This is a genomic window from Rheinheimera hassiensis (assembly GCF_022436675.1).
Classification (GTDB): domain Bacteria; phylum Pseudomonadota; class Gammaproteobacteria; order Enterobacterales; family Alteromonadaceae; genus Alishewanella; species Alishewanella hassiensis.
Genome location: NZ_JAKUJZ010000003.1, coordinates 129,246 through 151,233 on the forward strand (window position 1 = coordinate 129,246; position 21,988 = coordinate 151,233).

Sequence of the window (21,988 nt, forward strand, 5' to 3'; positions counted from 1 at the left end):
TTCGCCTTATTTACCTGCCACACTGCCTTCGCGGCGCGGATCTGCAGCGCCTTGCAAACCTTTAGCAGTAATCATTATCGCATGCAAGCCGCTGTTTAAGTCCTGCAGCTGTACTTTATAGCCCATATCTTCAAGCACGGCCTGCTGTTTTTCCAGCGCAGTGCCCTTCTCCAGCGCCAGATAATCATTACGGTGGGTAATGCGTGGCAGGTTCAGTGCCTGCTGCACATCCAGATCCCAGTCCAGCACGGCCACTATACTTTGCGCAACATAGTTAATAATGCGGCTGCCACCGGGCGAGCCGATTACCAGCTTCAGCTTATTATTCTGGTCAAACACCATCATCGGCGCCATAGAAGAGCGTGGACGCTTACCACCTTCTACCCGGTTTGCCACCAGATGGCCGTCAATTTCTGGGCTTAAGCTAAAATCGGTCAGCTGATTATTCAGTAAAAAGCCCCCTACCATTAAGCCAGAGCCAAACACGTTTTCAATACTGGTGGTCATGCTTACGGCATTACCGTCGCTATCGACAATAGAAAAATGGCTGGTATTTGGCAGTTCCGGCGAGTTAGCAGACAACAGCGCCGGTGCGCCCTCTGGTGTGCCCGCTGTGGCCTGAGCACCTGCTTTACTAAGATCAATTAAAGCCGCACGGCGGGCCAGATAATCCGGCGCCAGCATGCCTGCTACCGGTACAGTAACAAAAGCCGGATCGGCCAGGTATCGGTCGCGATCAGCAAAAGCCAGTTTTGCTGCCTGCGCCAGTATATGCGTGGCCTGCACACTGTCTGGTGCCACCTTGTTTAAGTCGTACTGCTGTAAAATACCCAATATCTGCAGTACCGCTATACCGCCGGAGCTTGGCGGTGCCATACCACACACTTTATATAGCCGGTATGGCATACATACCGCCTCAGGCTGTTGCACTTTATAATTGGCTAAGTCGGCCACACTGAGCTTGCCCGGGTTAACCGGCGCCGTTTGCACCCGCTCGCTGATGGCTTTGGCCAGCTCGCCCTTATAAAACGCATCGGGCCCTTTTGCGGCTATAGCTTTTAACGTTGCAGCATAAGCCGGGTTTTTCAGTAAGCTGCCCTCAGCCACAGGCCGATTATTGGGGAAAAAATACTGTTTTGATTCATAAAACTGCGATACGCCTTTATTCCAGCCCTTCTCCAACTGCCGTGCAGTACGTGATGATACCGGGAAGCCCTGCTCCGCCGCAGCGATCACGTCGGTAAACAACTCAGCCCAGGGCAATTTGCCGTGCTGCTGGTGTGCCTGTGCCAGCATAGCAACAACGCCTGGTACACCTACCGACTTACCGCCAACATAGGCCTCGCGCCAGTCCATGGTTTTGCCGTTAGCATCGCGGAATAAATCAGCTGTGGCGGCTGCTGGCGCCATTTCACGGCCATCAAAGGTGGTAAGGTGCTGCTGTTTGGCCTGCCAGTGCAGCATAAAAGCGCCACCACCAATGCCTGAGCTTTGTGGTTCAACTAAACCCAGCATTAGCTGGGTGGCAATGGCCGCATCTACTGCACTGCCACCTTTTTCCAGCACAGCGCGGCCAGCTTCTGTTGCCATTGGGTGTGCTGCCGACACCATATACTGCTTGCCACTAACCAATTGCTGCTGATAAATGCCGGTAGCGGCTTCCGGCTCACGGTTTTCCTGTTGCGCAGTAACTGCAAACACCGTTAAACCACAAAAAATAAACGCAGTACGATACAAACCTGAACGAGCAAACATAGTAAAAGATATCTTGTAAAGAAGGTGCTTACACCCTAACCAGATAACAGCCTAAGATCAATAACCACCAGCGCGGCTGAACGGGCTTTAGCATCAGTTTACCGCTAAGGCTGCAGCAGAAAATTTTACTTGACGCTAAAGCGCAAATCGTTTTGCATAGGCGCCCTGATAACTTACTGATGACACTGGTTTGCGCTCATTACTGCCCAACAACAGCCTGCCTGCCAATAGCTACTTAACCCCCTATTTAATATTGGCAACCATTATGGTTTTTTTCGCCATACTGCCTGATAGCTGGCAGCAAGCACTGCAATACAACCGGGCAGATATCAGCAATAGCCAATACTGGCGCTTATTTACCGGCCATTTGCTGCACAGCAACCACTGGCATTTACTGATGAATCTGGCTGGTTTACTGCTGGCCATGCTGCTGCATGGCAGCTATTACCGTGGCAAAATGTTAACACTGCAATGGCTGCTGTGTGGCCTGGCAATAAGCCTGGCGCTGTATTATTACTCGCCAGAGATCCATATTTATGTTGGCTTATCCGGCCTGCTGCATGCCATGCTAACGCTGGGCGCACTAAAAGATATTCAGCTAAAGCTCAGCACCGGCTGGCTGTTACTGGCCGGGCTGACAGGCAAAGTTGGCTGGGAGCAATGGCAAGGCCCGGATGCAAAACTAGCTGAGCTGATTAACGCCAGTGTTGCCACAGATGCGCACTTATACGGCGTATGCAGCGGCCTTGGCCTTGGTTTAGTACTCTATATCTGGCAGCACTCAGGCAAAAAATAACCAAGCTTTAACTGATTGCTATAACGAATGTACAAATTAAAACGGCGCGCTGGCAGTAAACTCCATCACCTGAGCGCTAAGCGGGTGTACAAAGCGGATATGTTCAGCATGCAGCATTAACCGCGGGCTTTTTGCGGCAACAGCTTGTGGCGCATACAAGGTATCGCCCAGCATGGCATGGCCCAGCGCCAGCATATGCACCCGCAGTTGATGCGAGCGACCGGTAACCGGCTCCAGTTTTACCCGGCTTTGATTGGTGTCAGCGTTATAACTTAACAGCTGATAGCGGGTTTGTGATGGCTTACCCTGTTGCGGGCATATTTTATACAGTGGCCGGCGTTGCTCATCGGCGGCTATGGCTAAATCAATCACCCCTTTGGCTTTAGCCAGCTTACCTTCCACCACCGCAACATAATGTTTTTGCACGCTACGGGCCTGAAACTGCTTACTGATATCTGATAATACCCTTTTAGTCAGCGGCAGAATTACCAGCCCGGAAGTATCGTAATCCAGCCGGTGTACTACCTCGGCAAAAGGAAATTCGCGCTGTACGCGGCGGATAAGACAATCCTGATTTTGCGGATGCCGCCCCGGTACGGTAAGCAGCTGTGCGGGTTTGTTTACCACCAGCAGCACATCGTCTTCGTACACTATCTGGTATGGCTCGCTGGTTGCCGGCAATATCGCCAGATCGTCAGTGCTGTTACTCATGGGGTTCTCCGTAGTTTTAACGGCGGCTATTATGCCGTAAAACCCCTTCGTCTGCTGGTTAAATTCGGCTAAGCTAAGCGCTTTGCCGCCAAAGCTACCACCTTATGACCGAACCTTTTGTTTATACCCCGCCCGTTGAGCCCTGGCTTGAGGTGCTATATCAGGACAAAGATCTGATTGTGCTGAATAAACCCAGCGGCCTGCTGACTAACCCCGGTCGCGGCGAGCATTTAGCCGACTGCCTGCTAAGCCGGGTGCAGCAGCAATATCCGCTGGCACAACTGGTGCACCGGCTGGATATGGCTACCTCCGGAGTGGTGGTTATTGCGCTGCGCCGCTCTAGCGAACGGGCACTAAAACAGCAATTTGCCGAGCGCACTGTTAATAAGCGCTATCTGGCTGTGGTTTGGGGCATACTGCAACAGGCAGAAGGCACTGTTGATCTGCCACTGATAGCCGACAGCAGTAATCCGCCAAAACAGAAAGTGTGTTACAGCCACGGCAAAAGCGCCATTACCCATTACCGGCTGCTACAACAATTACCTGATCGGGCACTGGTAGAGCTAAAACCTGTTACCGGGCGCTCACATCAGCTGCGTATGCATATGCTGGCGCTGGGGCACCCGATACTGGGCGATGCGTTTTATGCCAGTGGTGCCGCCCTTAATGCAGCTCCGCGTTTGTTGCTGCATGCCGCCACGCTGGAGTTAAACCAGCCATACAACGGAAAACGGCTAAGGTTTGATGCAGATACTGACTTTGTCAGTGCTACCGCCAAGTTAAACGGGATATAAAAAAACGCCCCACAAGGAGACGTTTTAGCATTGTCAAGTATTAGGAGGCCGGGTTAACAGAGCAAGCTGCCTAGACTCGAAAAAAACTCCTCACAAGGAGGCGTTTTAGAAGTATTAACTATGAGGAGGCCGGAAACCCGATCTGGTCGGCGCAGAGTGTCTGAGCCCTGCCGCAGGCATTAGGGCGAGTTGCTGCGGCGAGCCAGAGCGGGTATTGCGGCCGTATTGTTACAGCATTATAAATTTTGCTCAAATAACTTATAAATACGGCGGTATTCATCCAGCCAGCTGCTTGGCTGGCGAAAGCCATGCGGCTCTACCGGGTAAATTGCCGTTTCAAAGTTAATGTTTTCTTGCTCAATTAACCGCTGCACTAAACGCACGACATCCTGAAAGAATACGTTGTCATCAACCATAGGCGCATTAATCAGCAAAGGCTTTTTCAGGCCCTGAGTAAAGTAAATTGGCGAACTACGCTCATAGGCAATAGGATCAATTGCTGGTGTATTAAGAATGTTAGACGTATACGCATGGTTGTAGTAGGCCCAGTCACTCACCGGACGCAGCGCAGCACCAGCCTGAAATAAATCCGGTTCAGTAAACAGCGCCATAAAGGTCATAAAGCCGCCGTAAGAGCCACCGTAAGTACCAATACGGTTACGATCTACATTGGCATTCGCCACCATCCAGTTTACGCCATCAACCAAATCTTCAATCTCCGGTGTACCCATGCGGCGATAAATGGCAGTGCGCCAGTCGCGGCCATAACCTTTTGATGCCCGGTAATCCATATCCATTACCACATAGCCCTGCTGTACCAACAGGTTATGGAAGAAAAACTCACGGAAATAACCCGACCAGCCCATATCACTGTTTTGCAGATACCCGGCACCATGGTTAAAAATAACAGCGCGGCGTTTTTCGCCCTGTTGGTAATCGGCGGGGTAATACACTTTAGAAAACACTGGCTGTTCGCCGTGGCTGGAAGGTACCGCTACGATCTGCGGTGCTACCAGCGGTAACTGCTTAAACTCTGCCGATATAGTATCAGTAAGGCGCTTAACTTCTGCGCCCGGTGCAGCATCAGCCACATACAGCTCTTCCGGCATCAGATTGGTTGAATGGCGCAGTAACAGTTTTTGTTCGTCCGGCGACAACGTAAAGTCGGTGCTGCCACCCAGTTTGGTTAGCTGTTCAGTGTTACCACTGCCTAATACCGCACGGTACACCTCGTAGTTGCCCGGGTGTGCCACGTTAGCCTTAAAGTAAATAAACTGGTCATCGCTGCTAAGCACTAGATCGGTGACTTCAAAAGTACCGCTAGTCAGTTTTTTAGCTTTGCCTTTGAGCGGCTTTACATATAAATGAGAGTAACCGGACTCTTCCGACAGGTAGTACAGGCTGTCTGTGTTGTTTAACCAGCCGTAGTCGTTAAAAGCATAATTAATCCAGGCGGCGTCATGTAATCTGTGCTGTGGCACCAGTGTTTTTTTCTGTAAATCGACAGTAGCTATCCAGCGGTCTTTGTTGTCCAGCGCTTTAAGCATCAGGGCAACCTGCTCACCGCTGCTGTGCCAGCGCATAGCGCTTTGCGTCCAGTACCAGTCATTCATCAGGCCGATATCGCGGATCACCTTCTCGCTTTTGTATTTTTCACCGCGGGCTTTGGCATTTTCTACTTTAACCTCAGCCAGCACATCTTCGTTGTAGCCTGGCAGGCTGGTATAGCTTAACTCGCTGCTGCTGCCATCTTTAAGGTTTAGCAGCAAAATGCGCTGCGCTGCAGGAATAATATCATTAACCCGACCACGCACCGGCTGTGCGGCGATATCACCGTTCGCGGTAATGTAATTTGGCATAATATCTTTGTCATTACGCTTACCGGCTTTGCGCACCGATATCAGCATATAGTCGGCTTTAGGTGACAAGCTGGCGCCAACTACCTGTAAATCTTTACCCAGATAAAACGCTTTGGGCGCCATGCTGCTGTTTTGCGCCTGTAACTGCTGCTGCGCAGCATAACGCTGTTCAGCATTTTTTTGCTCCAGCGCCACAAACTCAATCAATTTACGCTGCTCTTGTGCCAGGTAACCTTTAGGTACTGCCGGTGCCTTGGGTGCGTCTGCCAGTTGCAAGTTAGCCAGCTCGGTGCGGTTGCCTGAGGCCAGGTCGACGGCGTAATAGCTCCAACCTTCGCGGTATGCCAGGCGGCCATCAAGCAAAAATAGTGGATCTGCCTGCACTGCGCTGTCGCGGGTTAACTGAATTAACTCAGCGCTTGCCATGCGGCGCACAAACAAATTGCCTTCAAAAATATAAGCCTGCAGGCTGCGATCTTTATTGTATACCGCACTGGCACTGCCTATCTGATGCTGGCTGGCTAATGCCACCTGCTCACCATTGCCCTGCGCAGTCAGTGGCCGGACAAACCAGTCGCGAAGCTCATTGCCTTGCTGCTTACGCTGATAAAACACCTGCTGGCTGTCAGCACTCCACAGCGCCTGTTCGGGCTGGCGTCCAAGCCAGTCTGGATCAGCCATAATCTGCTCCATGCTCAGTTTGATGCTGGTATCGCCATTAAAAACCTGGGGAACGCTGATAGCTGCTGTTTGATAGGTTTGTGGCTCGGCTTTTTTGGCCTGCAACGGGCTGGTTAGCACTAAGCTGCACAACGCGACAGCCAGCACTGAATGACGGATCTTAGTCATAGTGAGTTTCTTATAGTAGTAAAAGACGCTCTGTTATACAAAGAGCGCAGATGTAACGCAACTGACACACCAACAGATGCGGCTGACAGCAAAGCAGATAAGATTAACAGACAGAAAAAAGCCGGCCTGAACCAGACCGGCAAATACAGCGTGAATAACAAGTATTCGAACAGCTGTGGAGAAGTTAAGCAGCGATTTTAGCGCTGATTTCAGTTAAACGGGCCTTTGCTGCGGTAAGTGCCGCCTGTTGTGCGTCCGTTCCCATATTAAGGCCTTCGGCATAAACAAAATGCAGATCCTTTAAACCAACGAAGTTAAAAAATGTTTGTAAAAACGGTGTCTGGCTGTCCAGCCCGGTACCCTGATAAATACCACCACGGGCGGCAAAAATTACCACTGGCTTATCATCCAGCAAGCCAACCGGGCCCTGCTCGGTGTACTTAAAGGTAATGCCGGCGCGCGCTACGCGGTCAAGCAGTGCTTTTAACTGTGACGGTATACCAAAGTTGTACATCGGTACGCCTAAAACAATCACGTCGGCTGCTTTAATACGGGCAACTATATCGTCAGATATCGCGGCCAAACGTTGCTGCTCGCTGCTGCGCTGCTCTGCCGGCGTCATCCAGGCGGCCATTTCTGTCATTTCCAGGTGCGGCACCGGTGTGGCGTTTAAATCCAGCGTGTCCAGTTTAAAGCTGCCTTTTGGCAACTGGGCAATAAATTGTTGGGCTAACTGAGCCGAGTGACCTTTGTCACCGTTAATAGAACTGTTAATCAGTAAAATATGTTTCATGATGGTCTCCCGTTTTAAGTGAAGCCATAATAACGCAATTTTTTAGGAAGAAAATAAGATTAAAACGCACAAACCTTTCTATTTTTTAAATATATCAAATGGCAATCCAATGCGCGTTACAGTGCGTAGATAGGATTACACAGCAACAATGCCGGTAACACCGTAACCAGGAACATAAAACATGTTGAAGTCAATCAACGTACCAAGGCATGATAGAGCCCCCTCGCCAATACCGGATACTCAGGCCTCTATGACAAGGCAAGACATTACCAATAATAACTGGGAAGAGGCACTCACTTTTGTTGCCCTGCAGCGTGATCGCAGTGCTTATGCTGAACTATTTAATTATTTTGCACCAAGACTGAAAGCTTTTGGCATGAAAATGTTTGGTAATGAGCAACAGGCATTAGAAATGGTGCAGGACACCATGCTGAATGTATGGAAAAAAGCCGCACTGTTTGATGCATCGCGTGGCTGTGCTTCTACCTGGATTTTTACCATTGCCCGAAATGTGCGCTTTGATATGCTACGCAAAAAGCAAAGCCGTAAAGATGATGTCAGTGCTGATGACTTATGGCTTAACGGTGAATATCCCGAGCCGGAAGCCGACAACGACGCATCACAATGGGACACGCAGCTGCTGATGGATAAACTAGCACCGCACTTTACCAGTCTGCCGCCGGCGCAGCGCGAGGTAATGGAAAAAGTATATTTGCAGGAAAAAACGCATCAGGAAGTATCGGATGAACTGGCTATTCCATTGGGTACAGTGAAGTCGCGCATCCGCTTAGCGCTGGACAGATTAAGAGAGGCATTAGATGGCGCACGCAATTAAGTTTCACCCTGGCATGTCGTTGCTGGAACAACATGCTGAAGGCACCTTAAGTGCCGACGTTGCACTTGCTGTGGCAGCGCATATTGACCTGTGCCCGCATTGTAAGCAGCTTAGCCACGACATCACCACTGATTTGGCCTGCCAGTTGGCACAGCAGCCGGTTAAATCCAACACTACCGACTGGCAACATATGCTGAACGACATTATGGCGCAGCCGCAATTGTCTAAACAGGCCGCTGCCACGCAGGCGCACTTGTCTGCACAGGCCGCTGAGCCCATCATAGTTAACCAGCGCGAGTTTGTTGTGCCGCGTGCCTTACAACGTCTGGCCGCAAACCATGGTAAATGGTTGCATCTGGGGGGTATAGCAACGGCGAAATTGCCGGCGGGCAACGATTATCATGTATCGTTACTGTATATCAGTAAAGACACTGAAGTGCCTCAGCACACTCACCTGGGGCTGGAAATGACATTAGTGTTGGCCGGTAAAATTGTTGATGAAAACGGCGAATACAAAGCAGGTGATTTGCTGATTAACTCACCGGACGATACCCACACACCGCGCACCATGGCGGACGAAGATTGCTTATGCCTGTCGGTACTAAGTGCGCCGTTAAAGTTTAAAAAAGGCTTAACCCGGTTACTTAACCCGCTACAGCAGTTCTTTTACTAATCGCCATACCCGATTAACGCCAGCAACTGCTGGCGTTTTTTACAACTGTTTTAACACAGCAGAGCAGTGCCACCTTTGAGGTTAAATACCTGCTTAAAGCCCAAACGCCCCAGCACTTTGCAGGCCACCAGGCTGCGGTTACCTGAGCGGCATACCAGCAACAACGGTTGTTCGCAGTGTAATTGCCGATGAATAACCGCATCAGCCAGCTTGGATAACGGTATTTCCTGCACACTGTGTTGTGCCAGATAAGCTGCCGGTAAATACTGTGCCAGCGCACCGGCACTTTGCTCATGCGGCTCACGTACATCCACCACCTGCATTTGCGGCCATTGCTGTAAAAAGCCTGCCAGATGCTCTGGTGCAATCACATCAGTGGCATCAGATAAACTTACCTCAACCAAACCACAAAAATAACTGCTGGCCTGCTGTAATGTAACAGCCTGTTGCTGCAACTGTGGTTGCCATTCGGTTTGTGGCTGATTATTCAGCAAGGCCTGGATCAGCGGCTGCTCTGTTGCCGCCAGTGCCAGGCTGGTAAAAAAGCGTTGCGCGTAATCATGGCTAGATAACAACAAGGTATGCTGCCCTAATTTGCCAGCAAGTAACCGGATGCTGTTTGCCAGTGCTGAAATATCGCCGCCGGGTAAATCGGTGCGGCCGACTCCACCCGGCAGTATTACATCACCGGTAAAAGCGCATAGCAGCTGTTGCTGTTTGTGCAGCAAAATACTCACCGCTTCAGGCGTATGGCCCGGTGTGGCCAAGCGGGTTAACTGATAGGGCCCAAGCTGAATTTCAGTGCTGCGTTCAGGCCAGCCCAATACATCACAGCCGCTACCGGCGCATGGATTACCCAGCAAGGTTAATAATTCTGTGCGTGCCGACTGATGATCCTGATGCAAATGGGTGTCCAGCACCGCTTTTAACTGTAAGCCATGGCCCTGAATAATATTGGCAATACGGCCAGCCAGCGGCAATACCGGATCTATCACCAGGGCTTCGAGGCTGTCAGGGCAGATCAGCACATAACTGCATAAGGCTTCATGCTTTAGCTGCAGTAAGCCGCGGGCATGAATTTCAAGTGTTGGTGTTGCATCGGTCAACACCAGACAATGCATCGATACCACCACCTTTAGCGCAGCGATAGCCTGACAGGCGTGTTCGCATTCAGCGTTAGTCATCGCCGGGCCAAAGGATAAGCGGATAGCGCCTTGCGAGCGCCAGCTGTCCAGCCCCATGGCATCAAGCACAAAACTGCTAGGCACTTTAGAGCTGCAGGCCGAGCCCGAGCTTACGCGGATACCGGCGGCATCAAACAAATCCATAATGTCTTTGCTGTAAAAGCCCGGCACCGAAAAATTAATCGTAGTGGGCACCACATGCGGTATATCACTGTTAAGCACCAAAGCAGGAAACACCTGCTGTAATGCCGCAATAAGTTGCTGCCGGTATTGCCACAGTGTGGCTTCAGTTTGAAACGCAGAGCCGCTGGTTTTGGCCAGTTCAGAAAAAATGGCGTGCAAAGCAGCAATACCGGGCAGGTTTTCGGTACCCGAGCGTAAACCACTTTCCTGGCCGCCACCGGCAATAAAAGGCTGATAAGGCGTGTCTTTGCGTACATACAAAAAGCCGATGCCTTTAGGCGCGTACAGCTTATGGCCACTAAAGGGCGCGTAATCTATGCTGGTATCGGCAATATTCAGCGACATTTTACCCAGCGCCTGTACACAATCCACCATCCAGTAAACTTGCGGGTTAACGCTGCGGATCAGTTGCTCCAGCACCACCAGGTCCTGCTTTACGCCGGTTTCATTATTCGCCGCCATAGTGCAAATCATTACTGCAGAAGTCAGGTGCTCGCGGATAAAGTCGCTATCGAGCACACCATGCTGATCCACCGGAATGGCCTTTACCGTGGCATTAAGCTGTAATACCCGGTTCCAGTGTTTCAGGCTTTCCGGCACCGCTTTATGCTCAGTAGCGCCATAGAGTAATAAGGTTGCTGCGCCGGTTTTGCCCTGCGCCCGGGCGGCCATTAACGCTGAAACAATAGAAGCTTGAATGCCCTCTGTCGCCCCTGAGGTAAATACAATGTCACCACTGCGGGCGCCGATTAACTGCCGGGCCAAAGCGCGGGTGGTTTCCAGTTCGGCTTTGGCTTTAATACCGGTAGCGTGGCTGCTGCTGGGGTTACCATAACCACGCTGCATCGCATGCATTGCTGCCTCTGCAGCAACCGGCAGTACCGGTGTGGTAGCATTGTTATCCAGATACACTTCTGTATGCGCCGCGCCTTTCATAGCATTTGCCTCTACCTGTTATAACTAAAAAGAATATGTTATTCCGTACAATAATAACTGGCTGACCGGCACAGCTCAAGCGCCAATAGCGCATTAAATAACAAACCGCCCGAAGGCGGTTTGTGTTTAGCGGTTTACTCGACCAGATCTTTGGGGATCTGCGGCCGTAACTCCGACCAGACTAAGCCGCTTTCTTTACCATATTTACGTACGGCAAATACCACTTCGTCAAACTTACCGTTTTCGGCATAGAGTTTGATCTGGTGATAATACTTACGCGCCAGCTCACGAGCTTTAGGGTGCGAAAAGTAGAAACGGGCAATTTTGTTATACAGGCCGCGAAAACCGTTTAAAATCAGCACATAAATACGATTAGCTGAATACAGTGCCAGTTCGTGGTTTAAATTATAGTCAAATTCGGCAAAAGCCTCGGCGGTATCTTCCAGCGCTTCGGCACTGGCAAACAGTTCTACTACCTGCTGGGCATTGTTTTTGATTGCGCCACGGATATAAATCGCGCTGATATTAGTACGGGCAGATAATAAATCATCTACCAGTTTTGGCATTTGATCTTCGTCTAACCGGGCCAGCGTTTCGAGAATATTTAAGCCTGAGGTTTCCCAGTAATTATTTACTTTTGTGGGCTTACCATGCTGAATGGTTAACCATCCGTCACGAGCTAAACGCTGTAATACTTCACGCAAAGTGGTACGGGTTACGCCTATCAGTTCAGACAATTCACGCTCTGCTGGTAATATAGAACCAGGGGCAAATTTTCCGTTCCAGATCGAGTCAACAATATACTCTTCAGCAAAACCGGCCGGGCTTTGTGCTTTAATCAGATTAGTCATGCGGATCTGTCCGTCTTTTTGTTCAGAAAAAAAGTTGACTGATTGTACCAGAGCGCCAACAGTTAACAAGCCACCCTTCTAAATTAGCCCGACACCGCAGCCGGATTGTGCATTACGCTTAAATACCGTAGATTAACCGCAGCTGAAGAAAACTCCCGTCCGAAGGATAAGAAATGCTACAAAAAATCAAACGTTTATCTATGCAGCGCTGGCCCTGGATGTTGTTGATATTGTCCTGCCTGGGGTTATTGGCCAGCGCGCTGTATTTTCAGTACGGGCTAAACTTACAGCCTTGTATTAAATGCATTTATATTCGCAGTGCTTTTGTTGCTGTGTTAGTGGCCGCCATTATTGGTTTACTGGTGCCTGCCAATGCCTTGTTCAGGCTGCTGGCCCTGTTTGGCGTGCTTGCTGCTGCCGGTTTTGGCATTATGCAAGCCAACGAGCTGCTGCACATTGAGCAACTACTGGCAGAAGGCGGCTTTTTCAGTTGTGCGCTGTTTGCTGAGTTTCCGACCTGGATGCCGTTGGATCAGTGGCTGCCTGCGGTGTTTGAGCCCACCGGCAGTTGTGGTGACACCAGCTGGCAGTTTTTAGATAAAAGTATGGCATTCTGGAGTGCGGTATCGCTTTGGATTTATGCCGTAATAGCAGCAATACTGTTGCTAAGTCAGCCGGTACGGATTAGCAATAACCCTTATCGCGATTAGTAACCAGAGCACGAACCGGTTTGCCCACGCCAACACGCCGTAAACCCCTCCCTGGGGGCTCGATTATAAACTTCATCCATGAAGTTTATCCTTCGGACCAGCATAGCTGTTCAAATTCGCTCCCGGCGAATTTGTCAGCATCCATGCCTTCAACGGTTGGCTTAGGGCAAGCCGGTTCTCGTCTTAACTAAGTGCAGGATAATCGGTATAACCCTCAGCGCCGCTGGCATAAAACAGCTCTGGCTTAGGCGTATTTAATGGCGCATCTTTAGCAAAGCGCTGCACTAAATCCGGGTTAGCAATATAAGGCACACCAAAGGCTACCGCATCGGCCGTACCTGCTGCCAGGGCCGCATTAGCAGAGGCTTTATCAAATTTCTCGTTGGCGATATATACACCACCAAATTGCTGTTTTAATTTTGGTCCCAGGCTGTCATCGCCTTGTGCTTCGCGGGCACAAATAAAGGCGATGCCGCGTTTACCAAGCTGCTGAGCTATATAACCAAAGGTATCGGCACGGTGCGAGTCGCCCATGGTATGTGCATCGGCACGTGGCGCTAAATGCATACCTACGCGGCCAGCACCCCACACGCCAATAACTGCATCGGTTACCTCCAGCATTAAACGGGCACGGTTTTCAATACTACCGCCGTAGTTGTCGGTGCGTTTGTTGGTGCTGTCCTGTAAAAACTGATCCAGCAAATAGCCGTTGGCACCGTGAATTTCCACACCGTCGAAATCGGCTTTTTTCGCGTTTTCAGCCCCCAGGCGGTAGGCTTCAACAATACCGGCAATTTCGTCAGTTTCCAGCGCGCGCGGCGTAACATAGGCTTTTTTCGGCCGCATTAAACTAACATGACCTTCTGCGGCTATGGCGCTGGGGGCAACCGGCAACTGGCCGTCTAAATAATGCGGATCAGAGATACGGCCAACATGCCATAACTGCAATACAATGCGGCCACCGGCGTTATGTACTGCGGCAGTAATTTTACTCCAGCCGGCTACCTGTTCATCAGACCAGATCCCTGGCGTGTCGGGGTAACCCACGCCCATTGGCGTAACAGAAGTGGCCTCGGTTAAAATAAGCCCGGCATTAGCGCGCTGCACATAATATTCTGCCATCAGCTCATTTGGCACCCGGCCCTCACTGGCACGGCAGCGGGTTAAAGGCGCCATAATAATGCGGTTGGGTAACTGTAAATCACCTACTTTTATCGGGTCGAATAGTGTTGTCATAATATAATCCTGTGTAGTTAAGCTGCTCTGTAATTACGGCTTGTTGCTTAGAGTTGGCTGCTGATCTGTGCCAGAAACTGCTGGATCAGCACCTCATCCCGTTTAAAAAAATGCCACTGCCCTACTTTCTGACTGCTAATAGCACCGGCCCGTTGCAAAGTAGCCAAATGGGCTGACACCGTGCTTTGCGACAAGCCGGTTTTACGTTCAATTTTACCGGCGCATACGCCGAGGCTCAGCGGATGGTCCTGATCAGCAAAATACTGCTCCGGCGTTTTTAGCCAGTGCAAAATATCGCGCCGCACCGGATGCGCCACCGCCTTTATCAAGTCATCGATGTGTTTTGGGTTAAGTGCCGTCATACGCCCATCTTTAATTTATATATCGCGATGCAACGATATATGTGGTTAGGGGAATAGCATTTCAAGGGCGGGGTTTAAGTTAAATTGAAGATTTATGAAATTAGCTGGCCGCTATAAGGCGGCCAGCTGAACGATTTTAATCGTTGTATGTGCCAGGAAAATTGGCACGTTCAGCTTTATCCAACATTCTTAGTGCAAATCGACCTCTTTCGGATACAGGATTCGACTTATCTGCCGCAAATTTCTCTGCAAAGCCTCTGGCGCCACCTCCAAGCGTTTCAAGCTCTTTAATGAGAAGCTCTGCTGAAACCCGCCTGACCACTGAGGATCTATCTATCGCGGCCCCTTTTAATAATTCTAGGAATGGAATTTGAACATTAAATTTCCGTTCGGAAACAACGGCGTTAACCCTTCCCTCGCAGTAACGGATATCTGTCCATTGCCATTTCTGACCATCAATCCAGGTTATTCGCCCTTCAAATAGACTACGGTAGGCTTTAGCTCTAACTGAGGGTTGCACAGCACACTGTGCAATCTCTGCAAGATCACTATCGAGAATGGTGGTACGGCCAAGCTGAGAAAATAGTAAGGCCATTGGGCCTGATGCCGACGAGATTATCTTGGATTTCAACGCCTCTGCTATCTTATCCCTGGAAATAATCTGTAAAAGGGCCTGCTTTTCCAGCTCTTCAATTCGCCCCCAAGAGCTCCAGTTAGCCAGGGTAATACAAACTGCTTCAACTACATAATCAGGATTGGTTGCAGCTGCAATTTCAGGTAGTTTTTCTCTGGCAGCTATACGTACCTGGGGCACCCAATCATTTAACCTGCGAATAGCAAGTGAAAAGAAAAATGTATTTGGCGCGGCACCAGATAATGTCCGTAAAACTCTCTCACGCCTGTAGCCATCCCAACTGCTCAAATCTAACCAAGTTAACAATTCATAGGAGCTGTTGGCATCAAATGTCCAGTTTGGTTGATTGGCTTCGCGCAGCACCCTATAAAATTCAGAGCGAATCAGCCGTTCCCAATAGGCAAAATGCGTTGGCGGTATTTCAGACGTCGCAGTGATAAGCGCAGACATATCAGCTACGACTTTGCTGCCAGAAATTATTGAGCAGGCAAAATCCCTTACCGCCGATAAAACTTTATCTTCCGTAGTTTGTGAGTGTCGCACTAGCTACTTACCTCTGCTTAAACATTAAACACCCAGACAAGCAGCAACAGACTGCTGCAATATGTCCACCAGCTCGGACACTGCTAACGGCAGGTGGCCATACGCAACAATCCATGTTTTGACAGCAAAAGACTGCCGCCACCTGATGTGTTTATTAATAATTCGCCAGTTTCAACAAACCAGGATGAATGTGGTGCCCCCGGTAATTTCAACCATTCTTCTGCTCGCCATTGGCCGGTGTCGTCATGAATTAAATGATAAATCATGCCATTATTAGAGCCTAAATGGGAAAGACCTGTTACCGCGACATAGCGGTCGCTAAGCTTATAAATATCCTCAATATTTTCATCAAGAATTATCGTCGACGCGCCGTTATCAGCAATGTAAACAAGCTCGCCACCCCACTCACCACGGTTGCTTCCCGCGAGCCAGCCGTTCTTCACCCGCAAGGCAAGGTCAGGAACTTGCTCGATATTATGGCGGATCTCTCTGATATTGTTGGCATTAACCTCAATGATTGCGTCGGGATCTACTGCCTTTTGCGCGTCTTCATCATCAGCCCCATAACCCAGAACCACAGTGTTATAGGCCAGACTTTGCAACTTTTCACTGCTTTTTGATTTATATAGCTTCTGCTCGGACCGTTCAGATATAGTTTTTAACGTTATCTTTTCACAGGCGTTAAGCTGAAAATTCTGAAAATTGAAATACTCATAGCCAAAGTTATTTTCATCAGTTTTATTTTCGTAGCGTTGGCCCGTTTTAATCAGTTCCACCGCTTTGCGTGCCTGGTCCCGAACCGGCGGATACCAGTGACTGTCTGCCGCAGTGGTTAGCTCGGTTAATGCAGACTTAGCATTCAACCTGCCAAGCGCTTCTGCTGTTACCAGGTTCAGCAAAACGTCGTTAGGTTCATTCAGTAAGGGAATTAAATAAGGGATCGATGGGCTATAGCCAATATAGCCTAAGGTGCGCACCGCCAGCAGTTTCGCTTCTGGATCCATGCTGGTAAACAAATTCATCACCACAACACCTGCATCCACGGCGATTGGGCCAAACTCCGCGATATCACGCAGCGAATTGATGTCGCCAGTTTCAGCTAATGACTCGACGAGAATGTTCACTGCAAACTGAGACTTTATATCGACTAAGGCCTTATTTATTGCCTTGGTAAGTTGTGGCTGCTGCTCTTTTAATGTCATTAGCCGGCCATCAATAATAACTGCAGGTTTACCCAAATCACCCAGTATAGAAAGCACTCCAACACGGATATCATCAGAAAGTGACCTGTCCTCGGCAATGTCGATCAATGCCAGGGCAACATCGACCCGCTGCTCCCCCATTCGTGCCAGCACATCGCCAAGTAAATAGTAGGTTTTGTGGTTGCAACCATACTGGCATTTAACCGCATTCAAAATGGCTGGCAATGCTTTAGTGCCAAACAACCTGACTGCATAGGCTTCCTGATTGCCAGGCGATGATCTTGACGCCAAAAATGCTTTCACTGCAATTTCTGCCGCCTCTGCCGTCCCCACCTTAGCTAACGCCGGTGCTAGCCAGGACACGTCCCTGTCAAGACCACGTACAATTTGCGGTAAGTATTTTTTATCAATGTGCTCAGCTTCGCGAAGTGCTACAGCGCCAACCCGGGCAATCAGCTCGTCATTATCATCCAGAAGCTGCATGATAGCGGGCATAGCGTCATCACCAAATGCCAGTAATTTCTTAATAATCGCTTGCTCTGCCGCAGAGGGGTATTGCCCCGGGCCACGTTGTTTGTCAACAACACTGGCAACCTTGGCAATACATGCGGCGGGCGTAAAACAAGAGTCAGCAACGATGCTTTCATCAATCGCCATTGCCGCAACAGAAAAGAGTAAAAAACAAATACAGGCTATCTGTTTCATTCTGTTCTAAAGATCCTTTTCAGTTTTAATACTAAATTGCTTTTAGTCGGGGTTGGTATAACGTTCTTAATTACAACATGCACAGTGCTAACAAGAAACAAATTTGTCCCTAGCGCTTTTCCATTAAATAATTCGTTAGCACTACACCGCGCACTTCTTTTTGCTGCTGCCTTACCACTTCAAAGCCGTAATGCTGAAAAAATGGCTTAGCGGTAATGCTGACATCAGCGTAAAAGCGTTTTACGCCATAGCGTTTGCCGGTTTTTAACAGGTGCTTCATTAATGCTTTGCCCACACCCTTACCCTGATACGCCTGATGACAGAAGAAAAAGTCGATATAGCCGTCGGTTTGCACATCGGCAAAGCCGACAATTTCTTCGTTGTGTAGGGCGACAAAAGGCTCGCTTTGCACCAGGCGCGCTGCCCAGACATTAGCGTCGTAACGCTGTGGCGCCCAGGCTTCGCGCTGCTCAACGCTGTAATCGCGCTGGTTAACGTTATGCACCGTGCTATAAAACAGCTCGCGCAGTAGCGGCTCTTCGCCGGGTTGGTAGGATCGAATCTGGTACATTATTTAGCCTCTGACAAAAACCGCCGGCAGCATAGCAGAGCAACCTGCTGCAGCCTATGCCCCGGCAGGATTTTGTCTTAGCCTTGCTGTGGTTTTAGCTTAGCCAGGCCCGCTTAACCGACCTGAATTTTGGTGTCGGCATAGCGGGTTTTACGCTGTTTGGGTGTAGCAAGAAAATACGCCAGCGTTAGCGGCCCCAGCCTTCCGGCAATCATCAGAAAGATAATGACACACTGGCCCGGCACACTGAGGTTGCCGGTCAGGCCTCTGGATAACCCTACGGTGCTAAGGGCTGATACCGCTTCAAAAGCAATATCAAGAAAAGGTGCTTTTTCCAGCGCGGTTAACACGAAAATAGCGATAAACACCAATGCCATGGAAACAAATGTCAGCGCCAGTGCCTTCAGTACCTGAGCATTGGGTATAGTGCGCCTGAGCAAGGTCACATCATCACGGCGGCGTAAAAAGGCATAGGTTGCCATCATTAAAATAACAAAGGTGCCCAACTTAATACCACTGGCGGTACTGAGCGAGCCGCCGCCGATAAACATCAGCAGTAAGGTCAGCACATTGCTGGCGTCTGTCATCTGGCTGTAATCCAGAGTGTTAAAACCGGCCGTACGCGGCGTTACCGCCTGAAACCAGGCTGCCAGTGCCTGATCTTTTAGCGACAAATTAGCCAGGGTAGCCGGGTTATTTGCCTCCAGTATCCACAGCAGCAAAAAGGCGATGACATTGATAATCAGGGTAGATAGCAGAACAATACGGGTATTGACACTAAGTAAACGCCAGCGCTGTTGTTTTTTCAGATCGATCAGCACAGTAAAACCGATACCCCCAATAATAAACAAGCTGCTGATAATCATATTTACCGCAATATTACCGGCATAAGGCATCAGGCTGCTACTGCTAAGGGCAAAGCCGGCATTATTAAAGGCCGATATGGTATAAAACACCGCATGCCAGCTTGCCGTGGCCAGGCCAAGCTCGCGATACCATGTCAGCGTTAGCAGCAAAATACCGGCCAATTCAATAACCACAGAGTACAGCAATACCGCCTTGGCAATTTGTACCACCTGCGCCAGGCTGGTTTGGCTCATGGCTTCCTGGGCAATTTTTTGCTGTGTCAGGCCAATTTTTGCACCCAGGCTAATTACCGCCACCACGGCAAATGTCATAAACCCTAACCCACCGGCCTGGATCAGTGCCGCAATAACCAGTTGGCCAAATAGCGTAAAATGTGTACCGGTATCCACCACTACCAGGCCGGTTACCGTTACTGCCGATGTCGCAGTAAACAAGGCTTGCAGCAGGTTAAGCGGTGCCGTTGTTGCTGCGGGTAACGACAATAACAGCGCGCCAAGCAGAATCAAACCGGCAAACCCCAGCGCCAGCACTGTGGGTGGGCTTAGGGCTAGCGTGCGCGACGATAATGGCCTGCGCCGAATATAAGGCAGGTATTGTGGTAGCCAGTTTTTCATCAGCTTAGCTTAGGTGCCAGTGATTTAAGAATTTCCAGGCTACCAGCCAGTATCAGGCTGTCGTGGCGCTCTAACACAAAATCTGTTGCTACAGGTGATAGCAGTTTATCACGCCGCTTTACCAGCACCACTTTGACAAAAGCAGCGCCATCGGCCAGTAACTCATTAATGCGATGCCCTTCAAGACGTGGGCTTACATCAATCTCAACCAGGTACTGGTTATTTCCCAGCGCCATATACTGACTTACCATCGGGTAGTTCAGTGCCTGCGCAACTTTAACGCCCATCTCCTCTTCCGGGTGAATAATGCGGCTTACGCCCAGCCTCGATAAAATCATATGGTGTGCTTTAGAGGTGGCTTTTACCCAAACCTGGCTAACACCGATATTTTTCAGGTTCAGCACACATAAAATACTGGCTTCAAGGTTTTCGCCAATGGCCACCAGCACTGCATCACAACCGGCAATATCCAGCTCTTGCAGCGCCAGCTCATCAGTGGCATCGGCTATTACGGCATGGCTTAACTGATCTGCCAGACGGTTAATAAACTTACTATTGCTATCAATGCCTATCACCTGATGCCCCAGACGCATCAGTTCAAGTGATGCGGCTGAGCCAAACCGACCCAGCCCTATTACTGCAAATTGTGCCATTTTAACTGTGCCACTATGAAAAATAGCCCGCATTAAAAACCCAAACCGGGCGGCTGTCTGCGGCTTGGTAGCAATCTTTATAAAATCTTTATAATCAGCCGCCTAATCTTTAGAAAAGCTTTACAGCATCAAGCAGCCAAAATCGTTAGGCTTTACCTACCAACCGGCCTGTTCGCAGTACCTTATGTCGACCTACTCCTACTCTTTTACCGGTACCGACACCGGCAACAGGCATTTCTTCTACCGGGTTATTGGCTATTTACTGCTTAGCCTGAGCGGCGCACAACTGCTCACCACCGTTGTCAGCTTTAGCCTGGCCGACAAAGCTTTCTGGAGTTTTTTATTATCGGCCTGTATTACGGCCATTGCCGGTAGCATGCTGGTTGTGCGTTCCGGCGGCGTTGTGCAGCTAAAAAAACGGTATTTGTTTTTACTCACCACGCTTTGCTGGCTAACGATTTGCGTATTTTCGGCGTTGCCGCTTTACCTCAGTATTCCCGGCCTGAGTATTACCGACGCCTGGTTTGAAACGGTATCGGCCATTACCACCACCGGCTCTACCGTATTAAGCGGGTTGGATACCATGCCAAAAGGCGTATTGTTCTGGCGCGCGCTGCTGCAATGGATTGGCGGCATCGGCATTATCGTAATGGCGATTGCCATTTTACCGGCCCTGAAAATCGGTGGTATGAAGCTGTTTAAAACCGAAAGCTCGGACATTTCTGAAAAAATACTGCCACGCAGCAGCAGTCTGTCGGCCTATATTCTGCTGGTGTATTTAAGCATCAGCGCGGCGGCTGCCCTTAGCTACGCTATTGGCGGTATGTCGTGGTTTGATGCCATTACCCACGCCATGACATCGGCCGCCACCGGCGGTTTTGCCAATTACGACGCTTCGTTTGGTTACTTTAATGACAAACCCTGGTTACTCTGGTTGGCCAGTTTATGGATGCTGCTGGCGGCTTTGCCTTTTGTACTCTTTGTCGGCATGGCAAAAGGTGACAAATGGGCTTTGCTGCGCGACCCACAGGTAAAGGCATTTCTGGCAGTAGTGCTGGCCGTTACCCTGATGCTGACCTTATACCAGATACACCATCACGACAGACCCTGGCTGGACGCTTTAACACATACGCTGTTTAATGTTGTATCAGTAATTACTACCTGCGGTTATGCCTCAGAAGACTATTCGCTTTGGGGCAGTATGGCGGTAGTGCTGTTTTTTTACCTGACTTTTAGTGGCGGCTGCTCTGGCTCAACCTCGGGCGGTTTGAAGATTTTCCGTACCCAGCTGGCCGGTTATTTATTGCTGAAACAATTAAATTTATTGATCCACCCCAATGCTATCTGGACGCAAAAATATGGCAGCAAAAAAGTAGACGATGCGCTGCTTGGCGCAGTACTGGCATTCGCCTTTGTTTATTTTGCTACCATAGCCATACTGGCACTGGTGCTGTCGATGTTTAACCTGGATTTTGTTACCGCAATCACCGGTGCCGCTACGGCTGTCAGTAACGTTGGCCCCGGTTTGGGTGATATTATCGGCCCGGCTGGTAACTTTGCCTCATTGCCGGATGGTGCAAAATGGAGTTTAACCCTGGGTATGTTACTGGGGCGGCTGGAAATTTTAACTATGTTACTGTTATTTACGCCTATGTACTGGCGCTACTGAGTT

General features: G+C 49.7%; 19 protein-coding genes. 6 read left to right on the top strand and 13 right to left on the bottom strand.

The genetic code is table 11. The annotated features are described in order from the left end of the window. Positions 1-6: 6 nt before the first annotated feature. A complete protein-coding gene (gene ggt, locus MJX74_RS06505; RefSeq protein ID WP_240221851.1) occupies positions 7-1,755 on the bottom strand; it encodes a gamma-glutamyltransferase in 1,749 nt (582 codons plus the stop codon). Between the two features lie 190 nt (positions 1,756-1,945). Here ggt and rrtA point away from each other — a divergent pair, with 190 nt between their 5' ends. Continuing rightward, the gene (gene rrtA / locus MJX74_RS06510) at positions 1,946-2,551 is read left to right on the top strand and encodes a rhombosortase (RefSeq protein ID WP_240221853.1); all 606 of its coding nucleotides are present in this window, start codon (positions 1,946-1,948) and stop codon (positions 2,549-2,551) included. A 36-nt stretch (positions 2,552-2,587) separates the two neighbouring features. Here rrtA and MJX74_RS06515 read toward each other — a convergent pair whose 3' ends face one another. Continuing rightward, positions 2,588-3,262 (bottom strand): RluA family pseudouridine synthase, encoded by a 675-nt coding sequence (locus MJX74_RS06515; protein WP_240221855.1) that lies wholly within the window; start codon positions 3,260-3,262, stop codon positions 2,588-2,590. Between the two features lie 104 nt (positions 3,263-3,366). Between MJX74_RS06515 and MJX74_RS06520 the strand changes: the two genes are divergently transcribed. Further along, positions 3,367-4,056: an RluA family pseudouridine synthase gene (locus MJX74_RS06520; protein WP_240221857.1), complete on the top strand. Its 690-nt coding sequence runs from the start codon at positions 3,367-3,369 to the stop codon at positions 4,054-4,056. Positions 4,057-4,292: 236 nt separating this feature from the next. Here the strand turns inward: MJX74_RS06520 and MJX74_RS06525 are convergent, their stop codons facing one another. Next, entirely contained in the window at positions 4,293-6,764 is a 2,472-nt protein-coding gene (locus MJX74_RS06525) for a S9 family peptidase (RefSeq protein ID WP_240221859.1), read from the bottom strand. Between the two features lie 184 nt (positions 6,765-6,948). After that, positions 6,949-7,557: an FMN-dependent NADH-azoreductase gene (locus MJX74_RS06530; protein ID WP_068235454.1), complete on the bottom strand. Its 609-nt coding sequence runs from the start codon at positions 7,555-7,557 to the stop codon at positions 6,949-6,951. Between the two features lie 181 nt (positions 7,558-7,738). On the opposite strand from MJX74_RS06530, the gene MJX74_RS06535 reads away from it, so the two are divergent. Beyond that, positions 7,739-8,392 carry a sigma-70 family RNA polymerase sigma factor gene (locus tag MJX74_RS06535; protein WP_240221861.1) on the top strand — a complete coding sequence of 218 codons (654 nt, stop codon included), beginning with the start codon at positions 7,739-7,741 and terminating at the stop codon, positions 8,390-8,392. Beyond that, positions 8,376-9,065, top strand: coding sequence for a ChrR family anti-sigma-E factor (locus MJX74_RS06540; RefSeq protein WP_240221863.1), 690 nt, complete (start codon positions 8,376-8,378; stop codon positions 9,063-9,065). Before MJX74_RS06535 ends, MJX74_RS06540 begins: the two co-directional genes overlap by 17 nt. A gap of 50 nt (positions 9,066-9,115) precedes the next feature. Here the strand turns inward: MJX74_RS06540 and MJX74_RS06545 are convergent, their stop codons facing one another. Together MJX74_RS06545 and fadR are read right to left on the bottom strand one after the other, a co-directional pair. Next, entirely contained in the window at positions 9,116-11,368 is a 2,253-nt protein-coding gene (locus MJX74_RS06545; RefSeq protein ID WP_240221865.1) for an aminotransferase class V-fold PLP-dependent enzyme, read from the bottom strand. Between the two features lie 134 nt (positions 11,369-11,502). Continuing rightward, positions 11,503-12,219, bottom strand: a complete 717-nt coding sequence (gene fadR / locus MJX74_RS06550) for a fatty acid metabolism transcriptional regulator FadR (protein ID WP_092790743.1) — start codon at positions 12,217-12,219, stop codon at positions 11,503-11,505. A 173-nt stretch (positions 12,220-12,392) separates the two neighbouring features. Between fadR and dsbB the strand changes: the two genes are divergently transcribed. Further along, a complete protein-coding gene (gene dsbB / locus MJX74_RS06555; RefSeq protein WP_240221867.1) occupies positions 12,393-12,929 on the top strand; it encodes a disulfide bond formation protein DsbB in 537 nt (178 codons plus the stop codon). 183 nt (positions 12,930-13,112) lie between these two features. Here dsbB and MJX74_RS06560 read toward each other — a convergent pair whose 3' ends face one another. The 7 genes from MJX74_RS06560 to MJX74_RS06590 form a co-directional block, all read right to left on the bottom strand. Further along, entirely contained in the window at positions 13,113-14,165 is a 1,053-nt protein-coding gene (locus MJX74_RS06560; RefSeq protein ID WP_240221869.1) for an alkene reductase, read from the bottom strand. Positions 14,166-14,212: 47 nt separating this feature from the next. After that, the gene (locus tag MJX74_RS06565; protein ID WP_240221872.1) at positions 14,213-14,527 is read right to left on the bottom strand and encodes an ArsR/SmtB family transcription factor; all 315 of its coding nucleotides are present in this window, start codon (positions 14,525-14,527) and stop codon (positions 14,213-14,215) included. A gap of 136 nt (positions 14,528-14,663) precedes the next feature. Then, positions 14,664-15,704, bottom strand: a complete 1,041-nt coding sequence (locus MJX74_RS06570) for a hypothetical protein (protein ID WP_240221874.1) — start codon at positions 15,702-15,704, stop codon at positions 14,664-14,666. Between the two features lie 83 nt (positions 15,705-15,787). Further along, the gene (locus MJX74_RS06575; RefSeq protein WP_240221876.1) at positions 15,788-17,611 is read right to left on the bottom strand and encodes a HEAT repeat domain-containing protein; all 1,824 of its coding nucleotides are present in this window, start codon (positions 17,609-17,611) and stop codon (positions 15,788-15,790) included. Positions 17,612-17,720: 109 nt separating this feature from the next. Beyond that, positions 17,721-18,182, bottom strand: coding sequence for a GNAT family N-acetyltransferase (locus MJX74_RS06580; RefSeq protein WP_240221877.1), 462 nt, complete (start codon positions 18,180-18,182; stop codon positions 17,721-17,723). 113 nt (positions 18,183-18,295) lie between these two features. After that, positions 18,296-19,663 (bottom strand): TrkH family potassium uptake protein, encoded by a 1,368-nt coding sequence (locus MJX74_RS06585; RefSeq protein WP_240221878.1) that lies wholly within the window; start codon positions 19,661-19,663, stop codon positions 18,296-18,298. Beyond that, a complete protein-coding gene (locus tag MJX74_RS06590) occupies positions 19,663-20,316 on the bottom strand; it encodes a potassium channel family protein (protein ID WP_240221879.1) in 654 nt (217 codons plus the stop codon). Before MJX74_RS06590 ends, MJX74_RS06585 begins: the two co-directional genes overlap by 1 nt. A 184-nt stretch (positions 20,317-20,500) precedes the next feature. Here MJX74_RS06590 and MJX74_RS06595 point away from each other — a divergent pair, with 184 nt between their 5' ends. Next, positions 20,501-21,985 carry a TrkH family potassium uptake protein gene (locus MJX74_RS06595; RefSeq protein WP_240221880.1) on the top strand — a complete coding sequence of 495 codons (1,485 nt, stop codon included), beginning with the start codon at positions 20,501-20,503 and terminating at the stop codon, positions 21,983-21,985. Positions 21,986-21,988 lie beyond the last annotated feature (3 nt).